A 17,843-nucleotide genomic window follows, 5' to 3' on the forward strand; every position below is an offset into this window, starting at 1 on the left:
TTGTCGCGATCGCGTCGCAAAGGGTGGAACGCCCTTTGGCCTGAGAGAAACCGGTCTTAAATGAGGCCGGGGATGGCTCAACCCGCCGTTCCAGGACGAGTCGAAGGGGTGGCCGGAATTTCTGACTGGGAGGCACACCAAGTGGACCGGCCGAGGATTTCAATCCGAATCGGTGTGGAGCACAAGCAGAGCCCGAGGAGAACCCAAGGTCAAAGGCAGAATATCGTATCAGGTTCGGAGAAACAATCAAGTCCGATCCCACACGACTCATCCTACCATTGTACATCGATCATACGTAGCGCGGCAAGTCTTGTTCATTGGGGAGGGCCGCTCCGCCCGGCGAGTCGGGGACGCACTCGGTCATCGATTTTTCAAGCCGCCTGGCGTACGCTTTTCCCGCGGAGGGGGCGAATTCGCCCCGAATCTCGCCAATCGCCCGGTTTCAACCCCAATGGTCCGAGCTTGCCATGACACTCCCCCACTTCGCCGACGACAAGGCGCGACTCGACTGGGTCGCACGGTCTCTCTACTCCGGTTTACTGAGTGATGCCTGCGATGCCGCGGGGTTCCGCGATCGGGCACTCGGGGCCGATATCCGGCCGCTCGACGAGTCGCTGGTCCTTGTCGGCCGCGCCAAAACGACCGTCTGGGCGCCGATGTTTCATGTTCCGCCCCGCCCTTACGACAAGGAGATCGCGGCCGTCGACTCGCTCCAGGCCGGCGATGTCTTCATTATGGCGGTCGACCGCTCGCACGCGATCGTGCCATGGGGCGAACTGCTCTCGACGGCCAGCTTGGCCCGCGGGGGCCGAGGCGCTCTGATCGACGGCCTGGTGCGCGACTCCCGGCAAATCCAGGCGATGGGATTTCCGGTCTTCTGCACTGGCCGACGTCCCTATGATTCCTGCGGGCGGGGAATCGTCGTCGACTATGATGTTCCCGTGATGATCGACGGGATCCCGATCCATCCGGGCGACCTCGTCTTCGGAGACGCGGACGGCGTGGTGATCGTCCCGAAACAGGTCGAGAACGAAGTTTTGGAGCGAGCTTGGACCAAGCTCTCCGGTGAAAACACCACCCGCGAAGCGCTCCGCGCCGGCATCCCCCTGGCGCAAGTCTTTCGCGACCATGGGATCCTCTAGATTTCCCCAAGAGCGGGTCACTTCCCGCTCAATTTTTCGAAAACCAAAGCGAACCACTCATTGATGGGCCAAATCAAACTCCGACATCGCTGATATCACGACAGCGGTGCGGAGTTCCCTAAATCAAGAACCTGATTTTCAGGCCCTTGCAGAACTCTCTGACGGATGTCAGACTAAATCGAGCGGCCGCGTCTCACGATTCCAAATCGGCACGATTTGGCGTTGTCATCCCTGATCATTCGAGTTCAAGGAGCGAAGTGTGATGGGCTCGGGGGGTCGAACGGGAGTACGGGAGGTACGGCCTGGGGCTCACGAGCCGCGGGGGACGTCGCGCGCCGGGCTGAAGATTTTGATTCCGGGATATGTTCAGTGGACGTGGCGGCAGCGGGAGCGGGCGGCGGTTTTCTTCGGTTCGTTCGCGATGGCGATGGGGGTGGGGGTTTTTTCGTGGGGCACGCGGATGGGCCTGGCGCTGTTGGCCTTTGCGTTTGGAACGCATGTGGTCTCGGCCGTGGATGTCCTCCGGCAGAGCGCGTTCCCCGGGTTCGGGCGTTGGATGCCCCTGCTGTCAGCCTCGGGGGGGCTGGCGTTGGGGGTCTACACCCCGACCGTTTTGCTGGCGACCCTGGTGGCCTGGCCGGCGATGGACGGGGTCTCGGGGGTGGACGGTTATCTGGTCAATTACTGGGCGTTTCGGGCACAAGCGCCGCGTGACGGCGACTGGGTTTGGCTCCGGTTCTCTCCCTGGGGCGATACCCACGTGGGGCGTGTGGTGGCACGCGCCGGCGAGGAAGTGGAATGGTCCCGCAATCGGCTGCGAGTCGCCGGCAAACAGGTGCGGGATGTCGCATCGCTCCGGTTCACATCAACGCCCGACGAACTTGCTTTTGTCGTGCCGTCGGGACATGTTCTGATGACTCCCAATGCCGGCTCGCATCGGCGTCCCGGTACCGGGGGATTGGTTCTCGTCCCCAACGAGCAAGTTGCCGGCCGTGCCTGGGCGCGGATGTACCCACTTTGGGAGCGGCAAACCCTTCGCTGAATGAATTCGGAGAGACGTTCCGACCAGGCGCTGATCGTAGGTTCGAGCGTGACCGGGGGTAAGGAGGGAGGGGGAAGACCGACCCAAGTTGTTACCAGTGGAGTGGTTCGCAAATCGGCCGTACCGGACGATCCCACCGGCGACACTGGTCTACTTTGGCGAAATCCGTCCACAAAAGCTCTGGGAAATGGAGACTGGGGTCGCGACAAACGATCTCCGGAGTGGTATCATCATTCCACTCTGGGGTGTCCCGTGCCGCGTGACGGTCGTTGTGCGCCGTCTGGTTTGGCGTGGGGACGGTTGTGGGTCTCCTGGTGCCAAGGGCGGGACGTGGTGGCGTTATGGATCGGCTCTGGGCTCCCTGGCGCGCTCAGTATATCCGCGAGGCTTCGGCTTCGACCGAGGTCGATACCGATCCCGGTTGTTTTCTCTGCCGGGGGATTTCCAGCCGCGACGATCGCGAGAACCTGCTGGTCTGGCGGGGAGCGCATTCGGTCGTGGTCCTGAATCGGTTCCCCTATAACAACGGCCATCTGCTCGTGGCGCCCTTGGTCCATCGCGGGACGCTGGGCGAGTTGTCGGGGCCCGACCTCACCGAACCGATCGAAACGGTTCGCACGATGATCAGCATCCTCGACCGGATGCTGCGGCCGCACGGTTATAACGTGGGGTTGAATCAGGGAAAGTCGGCCGGCGCAGGCCTTCCGGGCCACCTCCACTGGCATGTGGTGCCGCGGTGGGACGGTGATACGAATTTCATGCCGGTCCTGGGTCATGCCAAAGTGATCGTCGAAAGCCTGTTGGAATTCTACGATCGATTGGCGGCGGAACTGGCGGACGTCCTCGAGCCTTGAGCCAACTGGGCAGGTTCCGATCTCGCTCGTGATTCATTCGTCTTAAGCAAGTATTTCAGGCCATGTTGGGAAAGGTAATTGGCCATGCTTTTATATATGATCCGTGCCCTGTTCGTCCTGGTCGTTGCCGGAATGGCCGTCCGTATCGCACGGACCGTCGGTGAAAACCAGATGGCCAACCCCTACCTGGTCTTCGTGGGGCTGTTGGTCGGGGCGATCGTCATCATGGTCATCGACATCCTGACGCCGCGCAAGCGGATCCAGACGATTTCCGCCATTTACTTTGGCATCATCGTCGGGGTCTTGCTCAGCGACCTCATTCAGAACGCGTTGCAGCCGTCGCTGGACCTCTACCTCATGCCCCTGGTGCGCAACAGCGTGACCGGGTTCATGATGATCTGCATCTGCTACATCTGCGTCAGTACCTTGCTCCAGACCAAAGATGATTTCCGGTTCATTATTCCTTATGTGGAATTCTCGAAGGAAGTCAAGGGATCGCGTCCCCTCGTCCTCGATACCTCCGTGGTGATCGATGGACGGATCGCCGACGTGGCCGAGACGAAGGTGATCGACCAGCCCTTGATCGTCCCTCGGTTCGTGCTCCAAGAGTTGCAGGGCATCGCCGACAGTTCGGACAAGCTACGACGAAACCGAGGCCGGCGCGGCCTGGACATTCTCAATCGGCTCCAGAAATCCACCGGAGTCGAGGTCAAGATCCACGACTCCGAGATCCCCGAACTCGCCGGAATCCGCGAAGTCGATCAACGACTCGTCGTGCTCGCCAAACATCTTGGTGGCAAGGTGGTCACCAACGACTATAACCTGAACAAAATCGCCAAGCTCCAAGGGGTTGAAGTGATCAACCTCAACGACCTGGCGAACGCGCTCAAGCCAATCGTCCTGCCGGGAGAGGCACTCACCGTCAAACTGCTCAAACGCGGTGAAGAGCCCGGGCAGGGAATTGGATACCTCGACGACGGCACGATGATCGTCGCCGAGCAAGGCGGTTATCACCTGGGTGAGACCATCCGTCTCACCGTCACCAGCGTCCTCCAGACCAGCGCGGGGCGGATGATCTTCGGACGCATCGATCCCGCGCCCCCCTCACGAAATCTGAACGTGACCCCGTCCCAGGATCCGCAGAACCGAACGAACGCCTAGGCCGTTGGTCTCGGCGATTTTTGATTTTCTGATGGGCAACCGCAGCAATATGCAACGGCCGCTGGGTGCCACGGGTTGGACCCAACCCGTAGCACCCAAGGCTTGCACATCATTGAATTTCAAGGAAGCCCAGGTCCAGCGACTTGGGCTGTCCTCACGCTTCCGACTCCTCGTCCACCTCGTCCCCCTGCCCATCGTAGGGGGTCTTGCACCAGTGGCAGACCACAATCTGCTCGCAATTGGGGCAGTGGAGCGGGATCTCGGGGCGGGACAGCGCCTCGTAGTATTCCTGCGAAGGCGGCAGGTACGGCGTTTGACAACCGTCGCAAATCAAGGGGCGTTGGCAATAGGCGCAGTCGATCATGAAACACCTCCCGAGACGTCGCGTTCGTGCCGGCTTCGCTTGAGAGCAAGACGCACAAGGCGGAGACGGCTCCGCGAACGTTCGTTACGACACTCGCGTCGCGACCGGTGACCGGACTGGCGCAGAGTTCGGAGGCCTGGGACCCTTCTTGCCTTTGAGAGAGCAAGAAGCAGCGGGCAAAAGCGCCCGCGGCCCCAGGGCCTTGCAACCGATCCGGGGACCGGCCTAGCTGACGGCCTTCTCCGGCTTCAGGCAGCGACCGATCTGTCGGACGGCTTGCCGAAGTCGCTGTTCATTTTCGATCAGGGCAAGTCGGAGGTATCCTTCGCCCGCCTCGCCGAACCCACGTCCTGGGCTGACGGCAACCTCCGCTTCCTCCAAGAGCTTCATCGCGAAGTCGATCGAGCCCATTTTCGACCGCCAGGGCTCGGGGATGGCCGCCCAGACGAACATGCTGGCCTTCGGGCGTTCGACCTGCCAACCGAGCCGGTTCAAACTGTCGACCAACACGTCCCGGCGCATCTGATACTCGGCCACCTGGGCCAGGCGGCCGGGTTCGCCGTGCCTGAGGGCCACGATCGCCGCGATCTGCACCGCCTGAAAAATGCCGTAGTCGTAGTAACCCTTGATCGCCTTCAAGGCATTGAGCATCTGGCGGTTGCCCGCAGCAAACCCAACCCGCCAACCCGCCATGTTGTAGCCCTTGGACATGGTCGTGAATTCACAACCCACGTCCTTGGCGCCCGGGACGGAGAGGAAGCTGGGGGCCTGCCAGCCGTCAAAGCTGATATCGCCGTAGGCGAAGTCGCTGATCACGAAGAAGTGATACTTCTTGGCCAGCGCCACGATCTCCTCGAAGAAGGCGCGATCCACAACCGTGGCGGTCGGGTTGTGGGGATAGTTGAGGACGAGGATCTTCGGCCTGGGGAACAGGCTCTCGCAGACCCGCGCCACATTCGCCAGGAAGGCCTGCGAATCACGGACGTCCAGGGCGATGACATTCGCCGACGCCAAGGCAATCGCATGGACGTGAATCGGGAAGCTCGGCGCCGGCACCAACGCCGTGTCGCCTGGCCCGAGCAGGGCCAAGCACATGTGGCTGAACCCTTCTTTCGAACCGATCGTCGCCACCACTTCGTGATCCGGGTCGAGACTGACTCCGAACCGAGACTCGTACCTCACGGCCACCTCGCGGCGAAGGTTGTAGACCCCCGACGCGACGCTGTACCGGTGGTTTCTCGAGTCTCGAGCCGCTTCGCAGAGCTTGTCGACGACCCATTCCTCGGGGGGATCGGTTGGATTTCCCATCCCAAGGTCGATGACGTCGATGCCATCGCGGCGCTTGCGGTACTTCAGTTCGTTGATCTTGCCGAACAGGTAGGGCGGCAGGCCGCGGACACGCGGTGCAAATTCGATATCTTCAAATTCGACCGAGTCAGGATTGGTCGTAGGATCGCTCATCGCGCCAGGCTTCCTCGCGAGTCCGTAAAGGGCCGCCCGCGCCGCGGTCCAGGGGCGGCCCTTGCGGATCCGACCCGGGGTCGTGATCCGCGCTCGACGTGTATGTTGTCCCGACTTTAACTATAACGAACTGACGCCTTCGACGCATCCCGGCGCAACCTTGATTTGCTCGCCGAATCCCTCGGCGACCGAACCTCGGTCTTTTTTTTCCGCAACCTCAAGGGGGTTTTGGTCGATACTCAGTCTTGCCACCAGGACGCCCCGCCGATTCCCGTGACATGCACCCCGACTTACCGCCCGATCACGGGCCCGTCCGGATGATCGATAAACATCGCGGGGCCGGCGTGAGAGATTCACTCTCCCGCGCCGGCCCCTCCGATTTTTCACCAGGTGTTACCGGTCAAGGAGGGAGCGATCCCATCCCTGGAGTCCGGTCGCTCCGGATCAGGTCAGTCTTTCTTGAGCTTGCTCAAGGTGACGAACGCCCCCGGAATCTTCTCCGACTTGATGAAGATCATCAGGTCGTCCGACTTCTCGGAGAGTTCCTGGAACTCCTTGACCCCCTTCACCGGCTGGATCTTCTTGTCACGAATCACCTGGGTGATGACCATCCCTGCTTCCAGGCCCTTGGCCGAGGCCGGGGAGTCTTCTTTGACGGACGTGATGAGCAAGCCGTCGGCCTCTTTCAGACCAAGCCCCTTGGCCAGTTCCTCCGTCAAGGGCTGAACCTCAAGGCCAAAGTCTTTGATAGCGGTCTTCGGTGCCTCTTCGACCGCCGGCTTCTCGGGGGCCGCGGTTTCCTTCTCCACATCGAAGAGAACGGCGTCAGCCGAGCCGAGAACGACGTTGGCGGAGTGTTCTTTTCCGTCGCGGAAATAGGTCAAGGCGTAGGGCTTGCCAATCTCGCTGGCCGCCACGTTCAGCCGGAAGTTAGGAACGCTGACAACCGGGTGATTGTTGAAGCCGACGATCACGTCGCCTTGCTTCAGCCCCGCCTTATCGCCAGGGCCGCCGGGAACGACTTGCTGGACCAAGGCCCCCTTCGTCTTGGGATCGATCCCCAAGATCTTGGCTTCGGCGGGCGACAAGTTACCGATTGCGACCCCGATTCGGGCCCGGCTCACCTTGCCGTCCTTGATGAGCTTGTCGGCCACGTTTGAGGCCAGGTCGATCGGAATCGCGAAGCCGACACCGTCGTTGCCGCCTCCACCGCCTCCGAATCCCCCTCGGCCTCCGCTCATGATCGCCGAGTTGATGCCGATCACCCGTCCGTCCATGTCAACGAGCGGTCCACCCGAGTTCCCCGGATTGATCGAAGCGTCGGTCTGGAGGAATGACTCGTAAGCGTCGTTCGTGGCGTTAATGCCGAGGTTATCACGCTCGGTGGCCGAGACGATCCCTGTGGTCACGGTCTGGCTCAGGCCGAACGGAGAACCGACCGCCATCACCATCTCGCCGACGCGAACCTTGGAGCTATCGCCCTTGGCCAGCGCGGGGTAGCTCGTGTTTTCCACCTTGATCACGGCGAGGTCCGACTTGGGGTCGGTGCCGATGACCCGAGCGGGTGCCTCGACGCCGTCATGGAACTTGACGACAATCTTACCGGCGTCCGCGACCACGTGGTTGTTGGTCAAGATGTGGCCCTGGTCGTCATAAACGAATCCAGATCCGGTCCCCTGAGCAATGCCACCGAACTGCTGGGGTTCAAGGCCCCCTTCAGGACCGAATCGCTTCTGCATTTCCCGGAGGAGGTCCTCCAGATCCTTGGGGGTCGTGCCTCGCATACCGGGGGGAGTCCACGTCCGTTACCCAAGGCGCGAGGCGAACTTGCCACCTTGCGTTGCACACTGATCTGCACGACGGACGGCTTGGTATACTCCGCGACCGAAGCGAATGCCTCGGAAAGCGCACGAGCCGTCTTCTGACTCTCAGCAGGCATCTTCGGTGCGGCCGGGACCTGTCGGGTGAGATTCTGCGAGTTCACCAAAGCCGCGGTCGAAACGGCAAGTGCCGCCCACGCAATCACATTGCGTTTCATGCTGGATTCATCTCCTTCGAATCGATTCACTTTGGATGCAATAAAACAAACGAAATCCGAGCCGTTCCCTAAGTCTTAAGAAGAGGTCTCAGCTCGTGGTTTCCCTTGTTACGAACCAACAAGCCAGAAGGTTGGCTCCAGAAATCGATCGGCCCGCATTTTTTTCAACCCCGGGGCCTCCCATCAGCAGAACGTCACGGGTCCGTCTTTCACTTGGCGAAAGGTCCGTCTGCTCGCTAGTGTAAAAGGAAGCAAACGGACGTCGACCACATTTTTCCGAGATTTTGAAGGACAAACGTGCTCGACCCACGCGAACTCCGACCGGAAGCACTTCGAGACCACGCGCAGCGGCTCGGCGCCAACGATTTGGCCGCACGCCGCCTGCTCTCGGCCGTGCTCGGTCAGGGAATCCACGACCCGGCCGTCTGGGGTCGCTCGTTCCAGGTCCCGCGCCGCCTGAGCGACGCCATCGGTACGTTACCCCGCCTTATCCAAGATCGAGTCGTCACCTCAACTCACGATGGCTTCGAGAAGATCCGCTTTCTGACCCACGACGGCCTGGCCCTGGAAACCGTCCTGATTCCGCTCCATCGCCCGGGGGCCGTCAGCCTCTGCCTCTCCTCCCAGGTCGGCTGCGCCATGGGCTGCGTCTTCTGCGCCACCGCAAAGATGGAGAAACGACGCAATCTCGCGAGCTGGGAGATCCTCGACCAGTGGGTTCAGGCCCGCGATCGAGCGCGTTCCCAAGGGCGGCGGGTGACCGGGGTCGTTTTCATGGGGATGGGCGAGCCCTTCCTCAACTATGACCGGGTCATCACCGCGGCCGAGCTCCTGCGCTGTCCTCATGGCGGCCAGGTCTCCGCCAAGGCGATCACGATCAGCACCGTCGGCCTCGTTCCCGAGATCGACCGATTCACAGCCGAGGGGCACAAGTTCCGGCTCTCGATCAGCCTGGGAGCCGCCACCGACGAGAAACGGGCCCGCCTCGTTCCGATCGCGGCGCGGACACCTGTGGCCGAACTGATGGCGGCGGCCCGCCGCCACGCCCAGTCGCGACGAGACCGGGTCATGCTCTCCTATGTCTGCATCTCGGGCGAGAACGTCGGGCAAGACGATGCGAAAGCACTCGGAGCGTTGATCGGCGACACGCCCGTGCGTCTCGACCTGATCGACGTGACCGACCCGACCGGTCGCTTCCTCCCCCCACCGCGGCCGAGATGGCGGCGTTTCGCGACAGCCTGACGCAGTACGTCGGTCAACCGGTCGCACGACGCTACTCCGGCGGAGCCGACATCCAGGCGGCGTGCGGCACCTTGGCCGGAGTCCTCAATGAATCGAGCCCGACCCCGACCTACAGCCTCTGAATTTCTGGTCTCAGGTCATTCGGAGACCCCATCGCTTTCCGGATGAAGCAGAACAGCCGGCCCCCGTCATGTGGTCCCAAGGAGCGAACGACGGCTCCCTGGTCGGGTGAGGTGAGAAGGAGTGGGGACCGGCAGCAAGTCGATCATTTACGGCTTCGAACGCCGGCCGAGTTGGCGAACGTAAGCGATCAAGGGTGGGAAATCATCGGAGGCGATGACGTTGCCGAACGCGGGCATCTTCGTCCCAGGCTTGAATGCTTCGGGGTGGCGGATCCAGGCCTCGATCTCGGCATCGGTTGCATACTTGTTGTCCGCCTGGCGCAAGTCGCCGATATCGACCCCGGTATCACCGTGACACGACCGGCATCCGTAGCGTTCGTAGAGCGCACGGCCCTTAAGAGTGGCGGCGCGATCAGAACTGGCCTCGGCTGACGCCGTGATCGCCTTCGGAGCGTCCGTGGTGGGCCGCGGTCTGTGGAGCGGCGGGACCGTCTGCAAATAGGCGTAGACGGCTCCCACCTCCGCTTCGGACAGCTCCTTGTAGAGTTGCATCGGCCCTCGGACTGGCGTGCCGTCGGGTCGAAGCCCCTCGCGAACGGCCCGGACAAATTCCGCCTCGCTCCAGCGGCCGATCCCGGTCTCACGGTCGGGGGTCAGGTTGGCCGAAATCACGATCGACCCCGCCGCGTCGTAAACTTCGTTCCCACCGCCGAGATACCCGTCCGAGCGCTCCGGCTGCTGTTCGTCGAGTTTCATGAAGTTGGCCGAGTGGCAGCCAAAGCAACTCCCCTTGGCCTGGACCACATAGCGACCATACGCCACGCGGTCCGAGAGCGCAGGCGCCACGATCGGGGCCGCGGGATACGCCATCGGCCGCCAAGCGTAACGCATCAAGATTTTCCCAAGGATCGAGAGCGAACCTGTCTGCGGGCTCGCCGTGGTGGCCTCGACCGCGGGATCGTCGGACCGGAGGTAGGCCAAGAGGTCGAACAAATCCTCATCCGCCAGCCGAGGGAGGCGAGGCATCCAGGGAGGAGCCAGCCGCCCTTGGCGATTGACGCCGGTCCGCAGGAAGGCGACGAGCTCCCCGTCGCTCCAGGCCCCGATCCCCGTCTTGACGTCCCGGGTGATGTTCGCGGTATAGGCGGCCGGGCTCAATGCGCTGGGAATCTCCGCGAGCCGGCGACCGGTCAGCCGACCCGTCGCCGGGTTGGAGTGACAGATGACGCATTCCAACGTCGAGGCAAGCGCTTTCCCACGCGCCACACGCTCGGGGGACGACTCAACCCGGAGCTCCACATCTCGCACCGGATACCGAGGTGGGAACGCCAACGCATAGAAGACTCCGCCTCCCACAGCTGCGATCAGCAGACCGACCACGACCAGGGTCGCTCGCAAGAGTGTCCGGAACCGCCCCGACCGCTTCGTCGGAGCCGTCGGCAACACCTTCGTTTCGTCCATGACCATCAACAAAACTCCAAGACTTCGAGGCAACCGGGAACGGCCGACGCCTCCAGGTCCCACTCGTCATCGAGTCGGCCCGCGTCCGCTGCTCTGCCCACGGCTTCGTTTCCATCCATTCAAAATCCCGGCACCGAGAGACCGGCCCGGATAAGGAATTGCCCACTCAAAGGGCTCCCGATCGGTCACCCGAAAGCCCCGGGTCACAGATCTATCGAAACTCGAGGCCGCTCGCCGCCAACATACTCCGCCAACCTTGAACCGGAATCGGCCCAACGTGCACTCTGAACGCATCGCGTCTAGGAGAATGGGCACGCCCGGGCCTTAGCAAACCCTGGAGAAAACCGTCAAGCTGGGTGGGCGGCGTAGGAACGGAGCGGCCACGATCCAACGAGGGGCACGGCCGGTTTATTCAAACACCGGGAACGACCTGCGGGCTGCTGGGCCAACTCCCGGTCGCTGCCGATCACGTTCGCCATCCTGGTCAGCTCAGGAGAGCGACCCCACACATTCGGATCCGACGTTGTTGGTCCGACAGGGCATCACGGAGACGGTCGACCTGATTCGGTCGCTTGGCCGGGTCACCACTCTAACCATCTCATAGCTACTCTTCCCTGTTCTTATCCTACTATCTCCATTCATTCTCGCCAAAACCGCCGGAAAAATCTCGCCCAGGTGATGCGGTCCGATAACCGTTTCAAATGCGACCAGCGGTGAGGCCTCCGCTTGATGCTCCGAACAGGGAAGCTGGGGCACCGACGGCGCCAAGGGCCGAAAACCCCACAGACATCCAATAATCAATTCGCACACAAATCTTACAACATTCAACTCAAACAATCACGATAATTCGTGAGACGGTCGACAGCCTGACCGACCTTAATCCCTCGGGGTCGGCGGCCAAGCAACCATTTCCCCAGACCTCCCAACGGAAGTGCCTGACTCGCCGATGTCATCGACCACCTGGCAGAGTTGAGCCCCCGAAACTCGATTCGGTACCGGCATCGAAAGGGCAAAGCCCGAGGATCGACGACGAGGCCGAGGCTTTTGTTCCAGAGGGCCCCGTACAGCTAGCGAAACATGATTCCACAACACAATTCCACTTTATTCACCAACAACATCAAACACAAAGCATTTCTGCCACATTTGCATGCGATCACATTGCTGGTTTTCCGATGAAATTAGAATGCGGGCGGGGCGCCAGAGGTCCCAGGGAAGACGTCATCGAAATGAAGACAGGTTCCGTTGGCAAGTTCGCCAAGCCGGGCCGCCCGTGCTACTTCGTGAGTGGGGTGAGCGTGAGATTGCGGTAATAGACCTCTGCGCCTTCGGACTGGAGCAGAATCTTTCCCTTGGTGACGCTGGCTTCGGTCCCTTCGTTGACGACCAGGCCGTTGACGATGTTGGTCACCTTGTTGCCGTCGCAGATCACCTCGACGGTGTTCCATTCACCGGTCGGCTTCTCGCCGTCTTGTTTCTTCTTCTTGAATCGGGTCTCGGTCTTGCCATCCACGACGAGCGTCGTGCCGTCCACCATCCAGAAGTCGCCGCAGTCGTGTTCCTGGATCTGGCACTCGATTGACTTGTTCCAGACCTTATCGGGCCCGACGCAGTGGACCAAAATTCCCGAGTCACGAACCACATTTTCGCGGGGCGGCCACTTCTTGGCACCCCACTTGAATTCGACCGTCAGCCGGTAGTTTTCGTATTCGTTGTCGGTCGTCAGGCAGCCGAACTCCTCGCCCGAGACGTGGATGACCCCGTCCTCGACCTTGAAGACGCCGTTGGGATCGGTGCGCGGGTCGACCTCGCCCTTCGCCTTGGGATGCCTGATGAACGTATGCCAGCCCGCCAGGTCTTTTCCATTAAACAGCGTGATCGCTTTCTCTTGGCGCGTCGAATCCGAGGCGCCCCGGGCCACGGCCGAGATGACCGCGAGGGTGGCCAGGACCGGAACCGCCAGGGCTAGGCATCGGGCGTTGCGCATCGTCATTCATCCCCACCGAGCTCGTGGCACGAGAAATTGGCCAAGTTCGGGGCGCGGAAACGGAACGCTCCCCGGACCGCTTCGGCATCCTAAACCGCGCGTCGAGCCAACTCAAGCGGCAGCTCAACGCGACGGACGGTGCTCGGCAGATTCCGAGGAGTTTGTTGCACGACAAGCGTAATGGAACGGGATCAGGAGAAAGAGGGGCGTGAGCGGCGCGATTGCTCACGGCGAAGTGCGGCGATCAACTCGAGGGTCGCGACCCGGTAGGGAGCCAACTCTTCCTGGCAGGCAACCCACGCTTCCGCAGTCTCGATCAACTCGAACACCCGGCGACCCTGCGACATGGTCCGAACCGCCACGCCGCGATCGACCAAGAACAAAAGCACAGCGACTCGTCGCGCCAGCGGCGCCTTCGACCAATACTCGGAACCGGAAAGATCATTTTCCAAGTGGAAACCAGTGAAGCGGAGCGCTTCTTCGACCAGAGCTTCGAGATGTTCGTCGTTCCGGTGGCGACGGTAGATGGCCAGACGATCAACCCACTGGCGAGACAGGTTGCGAACAGATGATGCGGGCACGGAAAATGCGATCCTCACAAAACCGATCGAACACACCGGCGGACTTCCGCTCGGCCTGGAATAATTTATCTTAGGGCGCAAGGCAAGTCCCCCCCATTTACCACAACGGTGGGCCACCCCGCCAGCCGGCACACTTCCCCCCGGTAAATGGCTTTGACAGGGGGGGATCGTTTCATTATGTTCCGTGGTTGGAAGTTAGGAGCGATCGGCGGCTGGGCGCAGGGATGAGCCAACGGCTCGACGCGTCGCCGGAATCGCCATCCGTTTCCGCTTTATGAATGTGAAATTTCTCTATGTTTGAATCGATCGCGAACCTGGTCATTCGGCGAGGTTGGATCGTCGTTCTGGGCTGGGTGGCGTTCCTCGCCCTGCTGCGGACCGTCGCCCCATCGTGGGACCAGGTCAGCAAGGACGACGATGTTCGCTTCTTTCCGCCCGGCTATCCCAGCGTGGTCGGGCAGGAATTGCTCGAACGGGGTTTCCCCCGCGACGCTTCGAGTTCGCAGGTGGTCATCATCTCCGAGCGCAGGCAGGGGCACCTCAATAAGGAAGACTATGCGTTCGTCGACCAGTTGATCACCACCATGAACCGGATTCGTGAAAACGAACCGACGACGGGGATCAAAAAGGTTGAGACCTACCGCAGCCCGGTCATCGGCAAGCGACTCGTCGGTACCAGCAAAGACGGAACCGGGCAAGCCGCGCTGACGATCGCGTCGCTCAACGGAACCTACCTGGCAAAGTCGACCCGGGTGGCCGTCGAGAAAATCAAGGACGACCTGAAGACCCTCCCGCCACCACCGACCGGCCTCACCCTGGCCCTCACCGGGTCGGCCGTGGTCGGTCATGACATGAACAACGCCTCGAACGAAAGCATCGCAAACACAACCCACGCCACGATCGCCTTGGTGGTCGTGATCTTGTTGATCGTCTATCGCTCTCCCTTGCTTGCGTTCATTCCGCTCCTGACGATTGCGCTGTCGGTCTGGGCGTCGATGATGTCGATCGCACTGCTGACCAAGCTGCCTGGCTTGAACTTCCAGGTGATCAACATCACAAACGTGTTCGTGATTGTCGTTCTCTTTGGAGCGGGGACCGACTACTGCCTCTTCCTGATCGCCCGCTACCGTGAAGAACTGGTCAAGGGGCGGTCACGTGACGACGCCTTACGCGAGGCGATCAGTCAGGTCGGCGGCGCCCTGGTGGCAAGCGCCGGGACGGTCATCGTCGGCCTCGGCATGCTCTGGTACTCCTCGTTCGCGAAGATCCAATACACCGGCCCGGCGATCGCGCTCAGCCTGGCGATCGCCTTGTTCGCCGCACTCACGCTTGCGCCGGTCCTGCTCCACTGGCTCCGGGCCGCGGTCTTCTGGCCGTTCCGGCAGCCGCACCACACCCGGGGGGCCGACCGCGAGCAAGAGAGTCTCGAACAGGTTCCGCTCGCCGGCTTCTGGATGACCGTGGCCGACCTGGTGGTGAAGTACCCGGTTCGGATCCTCGCCCTCTGCGTGATCGCGTTGACCCCCCTGGCCGTCGTCGGGGCACGAACCAAGCCCAACTACAGCCAGTTGGCCGACCTCAACCCCGATCAAGACAGCGTCGTCGGCGCCAAGATCGTCCAGCGCTACTTCGCTGTCGGCGAGTTGAGTCCCACGACGCTCCTCATCCACCATCCGAAACTGGACTTCCGGTCCGACGCCGGCCGTGCCAAGGTCGGCGAGCTCACCCAGAAACTCGTGCGGATTCCCAACGTCGCCGAGGTCCGCTCGATCACTCAGCCGTTAGGGACACCCCCGGTCCCCGACTCCGAGAAGAGCGTGATCGAGCGTTACATGGAACGCGCGATCAAGCCAGCCGTGGATGCGCGCTACGTCAGCATGAACCCGATGACAAAGGCTGACCGCAACCAGACCACCAAGATCGACGTCGTCTTCGATACCGACCCGTTCTCCGAGCATGCCCTGCGAGCTCTCGAGACGGCCTACGCGATGGTGCATCGGGAAATCAAGACGGGCGGAACCCTTGAAGGGGCATCTGCCGTGGGATTGGCCGGGGCTTCGGCCGCCGTTAACGACCTCAAGAAGGTGACGACCAACGACGAGCGCCGGATGTACGTGCTGGTCACCTTGGGCGTCTACGTCATCTTGGTTCTCTTGCTGCGACGTCCTGGAATCTGCCTCTACCTGATCGTGACCGTCATCCTCGGCTACCTCGCCTCGCTCGGTATCACGGAACTTGTCTTCAAGGCGTTGCACCATGGCCCCGACCCATGGGTCGGGCTCGACTGGAAGGTCGGCTTCTTCCTCTTCGTGATTTTGGTGGCCGTGGGCGAAGATTACAACATCTTCCTGATGTCACGGGTGATCGAGGAAGAGAAACGGCACGGGATCGTCGAGGGAACGCGGTTGGCGATCGCCCATACGGGCGGAATCATCAGTTCCTGCGGTCTGATCATGGCCGGCACCTTCGGTTCGATGCTCACGGGGAGCCTGACCGCACTTCGAGAACTCGGGTTTGCACTCGGTCTCGGCGTTCTGCTCGACACGTTTTTGGTCCGTCCGATCTTGGTACCCGCCTTCGTCGTCATCCTCGATCGCTATCGATTCAAGCGGAAGGGGCGAACTCCCTCCCCGCTCGGTCAATCCGTGACTCAAGGCGAGCCCGCGCCGCCGATCTACAAGGTCGACTACGGGATCAAGACGAAACGTTGAGACCAAGGGCCTCCGCTCCATGCGATCGAACACGTCCCTCACCGTGTGGACCGTGGTGCTTCTGACCGGGCTCCTCGGGGCCACCGCGCGAGGCGACGAGCCGGCCCGGGATCAAGTGGAAGCGGAGGCGAGGGGTCAGGCCGCCGAGGCCGACCGGCTCTTCAAGGAGGGGGACTTCGCGGCCGCGCTCCCCCTCTACGAGGCGGAGCGCAGCTCGCGGGCCAAGCTTGGCGACCTCCGCTACGAGGCCTACGCCGCGCGGGCGATCGGCTGCTGTCACGAACGGCTTGGCGACCTCGAAGCGGCCATCCACGCCTGGAACGCCGCCCGCACCCTCGACAGCAAGCGTGACGATCGCGGATTCGAGGGCTATGACTGGCTCCTGATCGGGCAGGCCCAACTCCATCTCGACCAGGCGAAGGCCGGGGTCGAGTCGCTGACGCGGTCCCTCCCCCTGCTCTCCCAGGCGATCGATCGCGACCATGAGGCCGACGCGCGATTGCTCCTGGCGTACGCGCTGATCGAACAGGGGGAAGTCGAACCCGCCTCGAAACACCTCGAGCGTTCCCTGGAGTTGGCGCAACTCCTGGACGACCCCAAGCGCAAGGCCGCCGCTCTCGCCCAGATGGGGCGGGGCGACCTGCTCCGCGACACACCAGGGCCGGCCGCCGAGTGGCTCAGTGAGGCCCGTGAGTTGTACCTGGCCCTGGGCGACGATCGTGAGGCCGCGGCCCTGGACCGGCTCCTGGGCGACGCTCTGATGGACCTCGACCTGCCTGACGTCGCCATCGCCCGCGTGGAGCGGGCGGCCGAAGCCCACCAGCGACTCGAAGCGCACGCCCTCGTCGGGGATGATCTCCAGTTCCTCGCCGGAATCCGGACCGACCTGGGCGACTTGCCCGCCGCCCGCGATCTGGCCCGCCGCGCCGCGGCCGCATTCCAGACCGCCGAGGAGCCGACCGGCGAGATCGATGCCCTGGTAGTCCTGGCCCGCGGCCACAGCCTCGCCAAGGACTGGACCACGGCCGCCTCCACGCTCACCCGCGCCCTCGCCCTGGTTCGCCAGCACGGCGAACCGCCCGACCAGGTCCGCCTCCTGCTCCTCGCCGCCGACCTCGAACGCCGAGCGAAACAGGTCGAGCGAAGCGCGACCTTACTCGAGGAAGCCCAGAGCCTCGCGAACCGGTCCGAAAACGGGGCCTTGATCCGAATGGTCACCGAGGCGCGGCAAGCGCTACGGTGATCCGACCCGGTTCGGACCCCACGTCGGCATCGATGAAAATCGTCTCGACTCAAACCTGTCGCGGGCATTGGAGATCAGGTCGTTGCGGCTCAGGTCGATGACCGAGTTTCCGCCACGGCGGCAGGCCGTGATGCCCCCCACATCCAGACGATGTAGTCCTTGTTCACATTCCGACACATCGATCCCCGACCTGCCGACAACTATGAACACAAGTCAACAGCGAATATTCCACACTTCTAAATAATTCAACGCTGAAAGAGCGACCGTCAGAACCGGCCTACGCGTTTGACGATCGCCGCTTCGGGATTGCAAAAACAAATTCGGGATCGGTCGAAGTGCGACTTCCTCGGGAGTTGCCCGAGTTGTCGCTGCTCCGGTTCGAACTCACGACCTGGTTGCGACTTTCGGATGGGTGGAACGCAGGTCGAGAGTGACAA

Annotated in this window: 14 protein-coding genes; 8 read left to right on the forward strand and 6 right to left on the reverse strand. The window is 62.1% G+C overall.

What is annotated here, in order from left to right:
• Positions 1–467 precede the first annotated feature (467 nt).
• From BUS42_RS12410 to BUS42_RS12425, 4 genes are all read left to right on the forward strand, one after another.
• Entirely contained in the window at positions 468–1,142 is a 675-nt protein-coding gene (locus BUS42_RS12410) for an RraA family protein (protein WP_074310987.1), read from the forward strand.
• A gap of 262 nt (positions 1,143–1,404) precedes the next feature.
• Positions 1,405–2,184 (forward strand): S26 family signal peptidase, encoded by a 780-nt coding sequence (locus BUS42_RS12415; RefSeq protein ID WP_074307182.1) that lies wholly within the window; start codon positions 1,405–1,407, stop codon positions 2,182–2,184.
• Positions 2,185–2,525: 341 nt separating this feature from the next.
• Positions 2,526–3,038: an HIT family protein gene (locus BUS42_RS12420; RefSeq protein ID WP_074307183.1), complete on the forward strand. Its 513-nt coding sequence runs from the start codon at positions 2,526–2,528 to the stop codon at positions 3,036–3,038.
• A gap of 84 nt (positions 3,039–3,122) precedes the next feature.
• Entirely contained in the window at positions 3,123–4,199 is a 1,077-nt protein-coding gene (locus BUS42_RS12425) for a PIN/TRAM domain-containing protein (RefSeq protein WP_074307184.1), read from the forward strand.
• A 154-nt stretch (positions 4,200–4,353) separates the two neighbouring features.
• Here BUS42_RS12425 and BUS42_RS12430 read toward each other — a convergent pair whose 3' ends face one another.
• The 3 genes from BUS42_RS12430 to BUS42_RS12440 form a co-directional block, all read right to left on the reverse strand.
• On the reverse strand, positions 4,354–4,563 hold the full coding sequence (locus tag BUS42_RS12430) for a hypothetical protein (protein WP_074307185.1): 210 nt from the start codon (positions 4,561–4,563) through the stop codon (positions 4,354–4,356).
• Positions 4,564–4,788: 225 nt separating this feature from the next.
• The gene (locus BUS42_RS12435; protein WP_074307186.1) at positions 4,789–6,024 is read right to left on the reverse strand and encodes an aminotransferase class I/II-fold pyridoxal phosphate-dependent enzyme; all 1,236 of its coding nucleotides are present in this window, start codon (positions 6,022–6,024) and stop codon (positions 4,789–4,791) included.
• A gap of 449 nt (positions 6,025–6,473) precedes the next feature.
• Positions 6,474–7,808: a trypsin-like peptidase domain-containing protein gene (locus BUS42_RS12440; RefSeq protein ID WP_315850724.1), complete on the reverse strand. Its 1,335-nt coding sequence runs from the start codon at positions 7,806–7,808 to the stop codon at positions 6,474–6,476.
• Between the two features lie 551 nt (positions 7,809–8,359).
• Between BUS42_RS12440 and rlmN the strand changes: the two genes are divergently transcribed.
• Together rlmN and BUS42_RS45070 are read left to right on the forward strand one after the other, a co-directional pair.
• Positions 8,360–9,304, forward strand: a complete 945-nt coding sequence (gene rlmN, locus BUS42_RS12445) for a 23S rRNA (adenine(2503)-C(2))-methyltransferase RlmN (RefSeq protein WP_254053462.1) — start codon at positions 8,360–8,362, stop codon at positions 9,302–9,304.
• The gene (locus BUS42_RS45070) at positions 9,280–9,426 is read left to right on the forward strand and encodes a hypothetical protein (RefSeq protein WP_254053463.1); all 147 of its coding nucleotides are present in this window, start codon (positions 9,280–9,282) and stop codon (positions 9,424–9,426) included. Before rlmN ends, BUS42_RS45070 begins: the two co-directional genes overlap by 25 nt.
• 147 nt (positions 9,427–9,573) lie before the next feature.
• On the opposite strand, the gene BUS42_RS12450 is transcribed toward BUS42_RS45070, so the two are convergent.
• The 3 genes from BUS42_RS12450 to BUS42_RS12460 form a co-directional block, all read right to left on the reverse strand.
• Positions 9,574–10,893: a cytochrome c gene (locus BUS42_RS12450; protein ID WP_074307187.1), complete on the reverse strand. Its 1,320-nt coding sequence runs from the start codon at positions 10,891–10,893 to the stop codon at positions 9,574–9,576.
• 1,267 nt (positions 10,894–12,160) lie between these two features.
• The gene (locus BUS42_RS12455; protein WP_074310989.1) at positions 12,161–12,871 is read right to left on the reverse strand and encodes a 3-keto-disaccharide hydrolase; all 711 of its coding nucleotides are present in this window, start codon (positions 12,869–12,871) and stop codon (positions 12,161–12,163) included.
• A 191-nt stretch (positions 12,872–13,062) separates the two neighbouring features.
• Positions 13,063–13,452 carry a hypothetical protein gene (locus tag BUS42_RS12460; protein ID WP_254053464.1) on the reverse strand — a complete coding sequence of 130 codons (390 nt, stop codon included), beginning with the start codon at positions 13,450–13,452 and terminating at the stop codon, positions 13,063–13,065.
• 293 nt (positions 13,453–13,745) lie between these two features.
• Here BUS42_RS12460 and BUS42_RS12465 point away from each other — a divergent pair, with 293 nt between their 5' ends.
• Together BUS42_RS12465 and BUS42_RS12470 are read left to right on the forward strand one after the other, a co-directional pair.
• Positions 13,746–16,163, forward strand: coding sequence for an MMPL family transporter (locus tag BUS42_RS12465; protein ID WP_074307188.1), 2,418 nt, complete (start codon positions 13,746–13,748; stop codon positions 16,161–16,163).
• 19 nt (positions 16,164–16,182) lie between these two features.
• Positions 16,183–17,406: an ATP-binding protein gene (locus tag BUS42_RS12470; RefSeq protein WP_074307189.1), complete on the forward strand. Its 1,224-nt coding sequence runs from the start codon at positions 16,183–16,185 to the stop codon at positions 17,404–17,406.
• The last annotated feature ends 437 nt before the right edge of the window (positions 17,407–17,843 follow it).

It is taken from the genome of Singulisphaera sp. GP187 (assembly GCF_900129635.1).
Lineage (GTDB): Bacteria > Planctomycetota > Planctomycetia > Isosphaerales > Isosphaeraceae > Singulisphaera.

Coding starts and splice junctions, on each gene's coding strand:
- BUS42_RS12430 (WP_074307185.1), bottom strand. CDS start 4,563: ATGATCGACTGCGCCTATTGCCAACGCCCCTTGATTTGCGACGGTTGT.
- BUS42_RS12465 (WP_074307188.1), top strand. CDS start 13,746: ATGTTTGAATCGATCGCGAACCTGGTCATTCGGCGAGGTTGGATCGTC.
- BUS42_RS12420 (WP_074307183.1), top strand. CDS start 2,526: ATGGATCGGCTCTGGGCTCCCTGGCGCGCTCAGTATATCCGCGAGGCT.
- BUS42_RS12435 (WP_074307186.1), bottom strand. CDS start 6,024: ATGAGCGATCCTACGACCAATCCTGACTCGGTCGAATTTGAAGATATC.
- BUS42_RS12470 (WP_074307189.1), top strand. CDS start 16,183: ATGCGATCGAACACGTCCCTCACCGTGTGGACCGTGGTGCTTCTGACC.
- BUS42_RS12415 (WP_074307182.1), top strand. CDS start 1,405: ATGGGCTCGGGGGGTCGAACGGGAGTACGGGAGGTACGGCCTGGGGCT.
- BUS42_RS12425 (WP_074307184.1), top strand. CDS start 3,123: ATGCTTTTATATATGATCCGTGCCCTGTTCGTCCTGGTCGTTGCCGGA.
- BUS42_RS12410 (WP_074310987.1), top strand. CDS start 468: ATGACACTCCCCCACTTCGCCGACGACAAGGCGCGACTCGACTGGGTC.
- BUS42_RS45070 (WP_254053463.1), top strand. CDS start 9,280: ATGGCGGCGTTTCGCGACAGCCTGACGCAGTACGTCGGTCAACCGGTC.
- BUS42_RS12450 (WP_074307187.1), bottom strand. CDS start 10,893: ATGGTCATGGACGAAACGAAGGTGTTGCCGACGGCTCCGACGAAGCGG.
- BUS42_RS12440 (WP_315850724.1), bottom strand. CDS start 7,808: ATGCGAGGCACGACCCCCAAGGATCTGGAGGACCTCCTCCGGGAAATG.
- BUS42_RS12455 (WP_074310989.1), bottom strand. CDS start 12,871: ATGCGCAACGCCCGATGCCTAGCCCTGGCGGTTCCGGTCCTGGCCACC.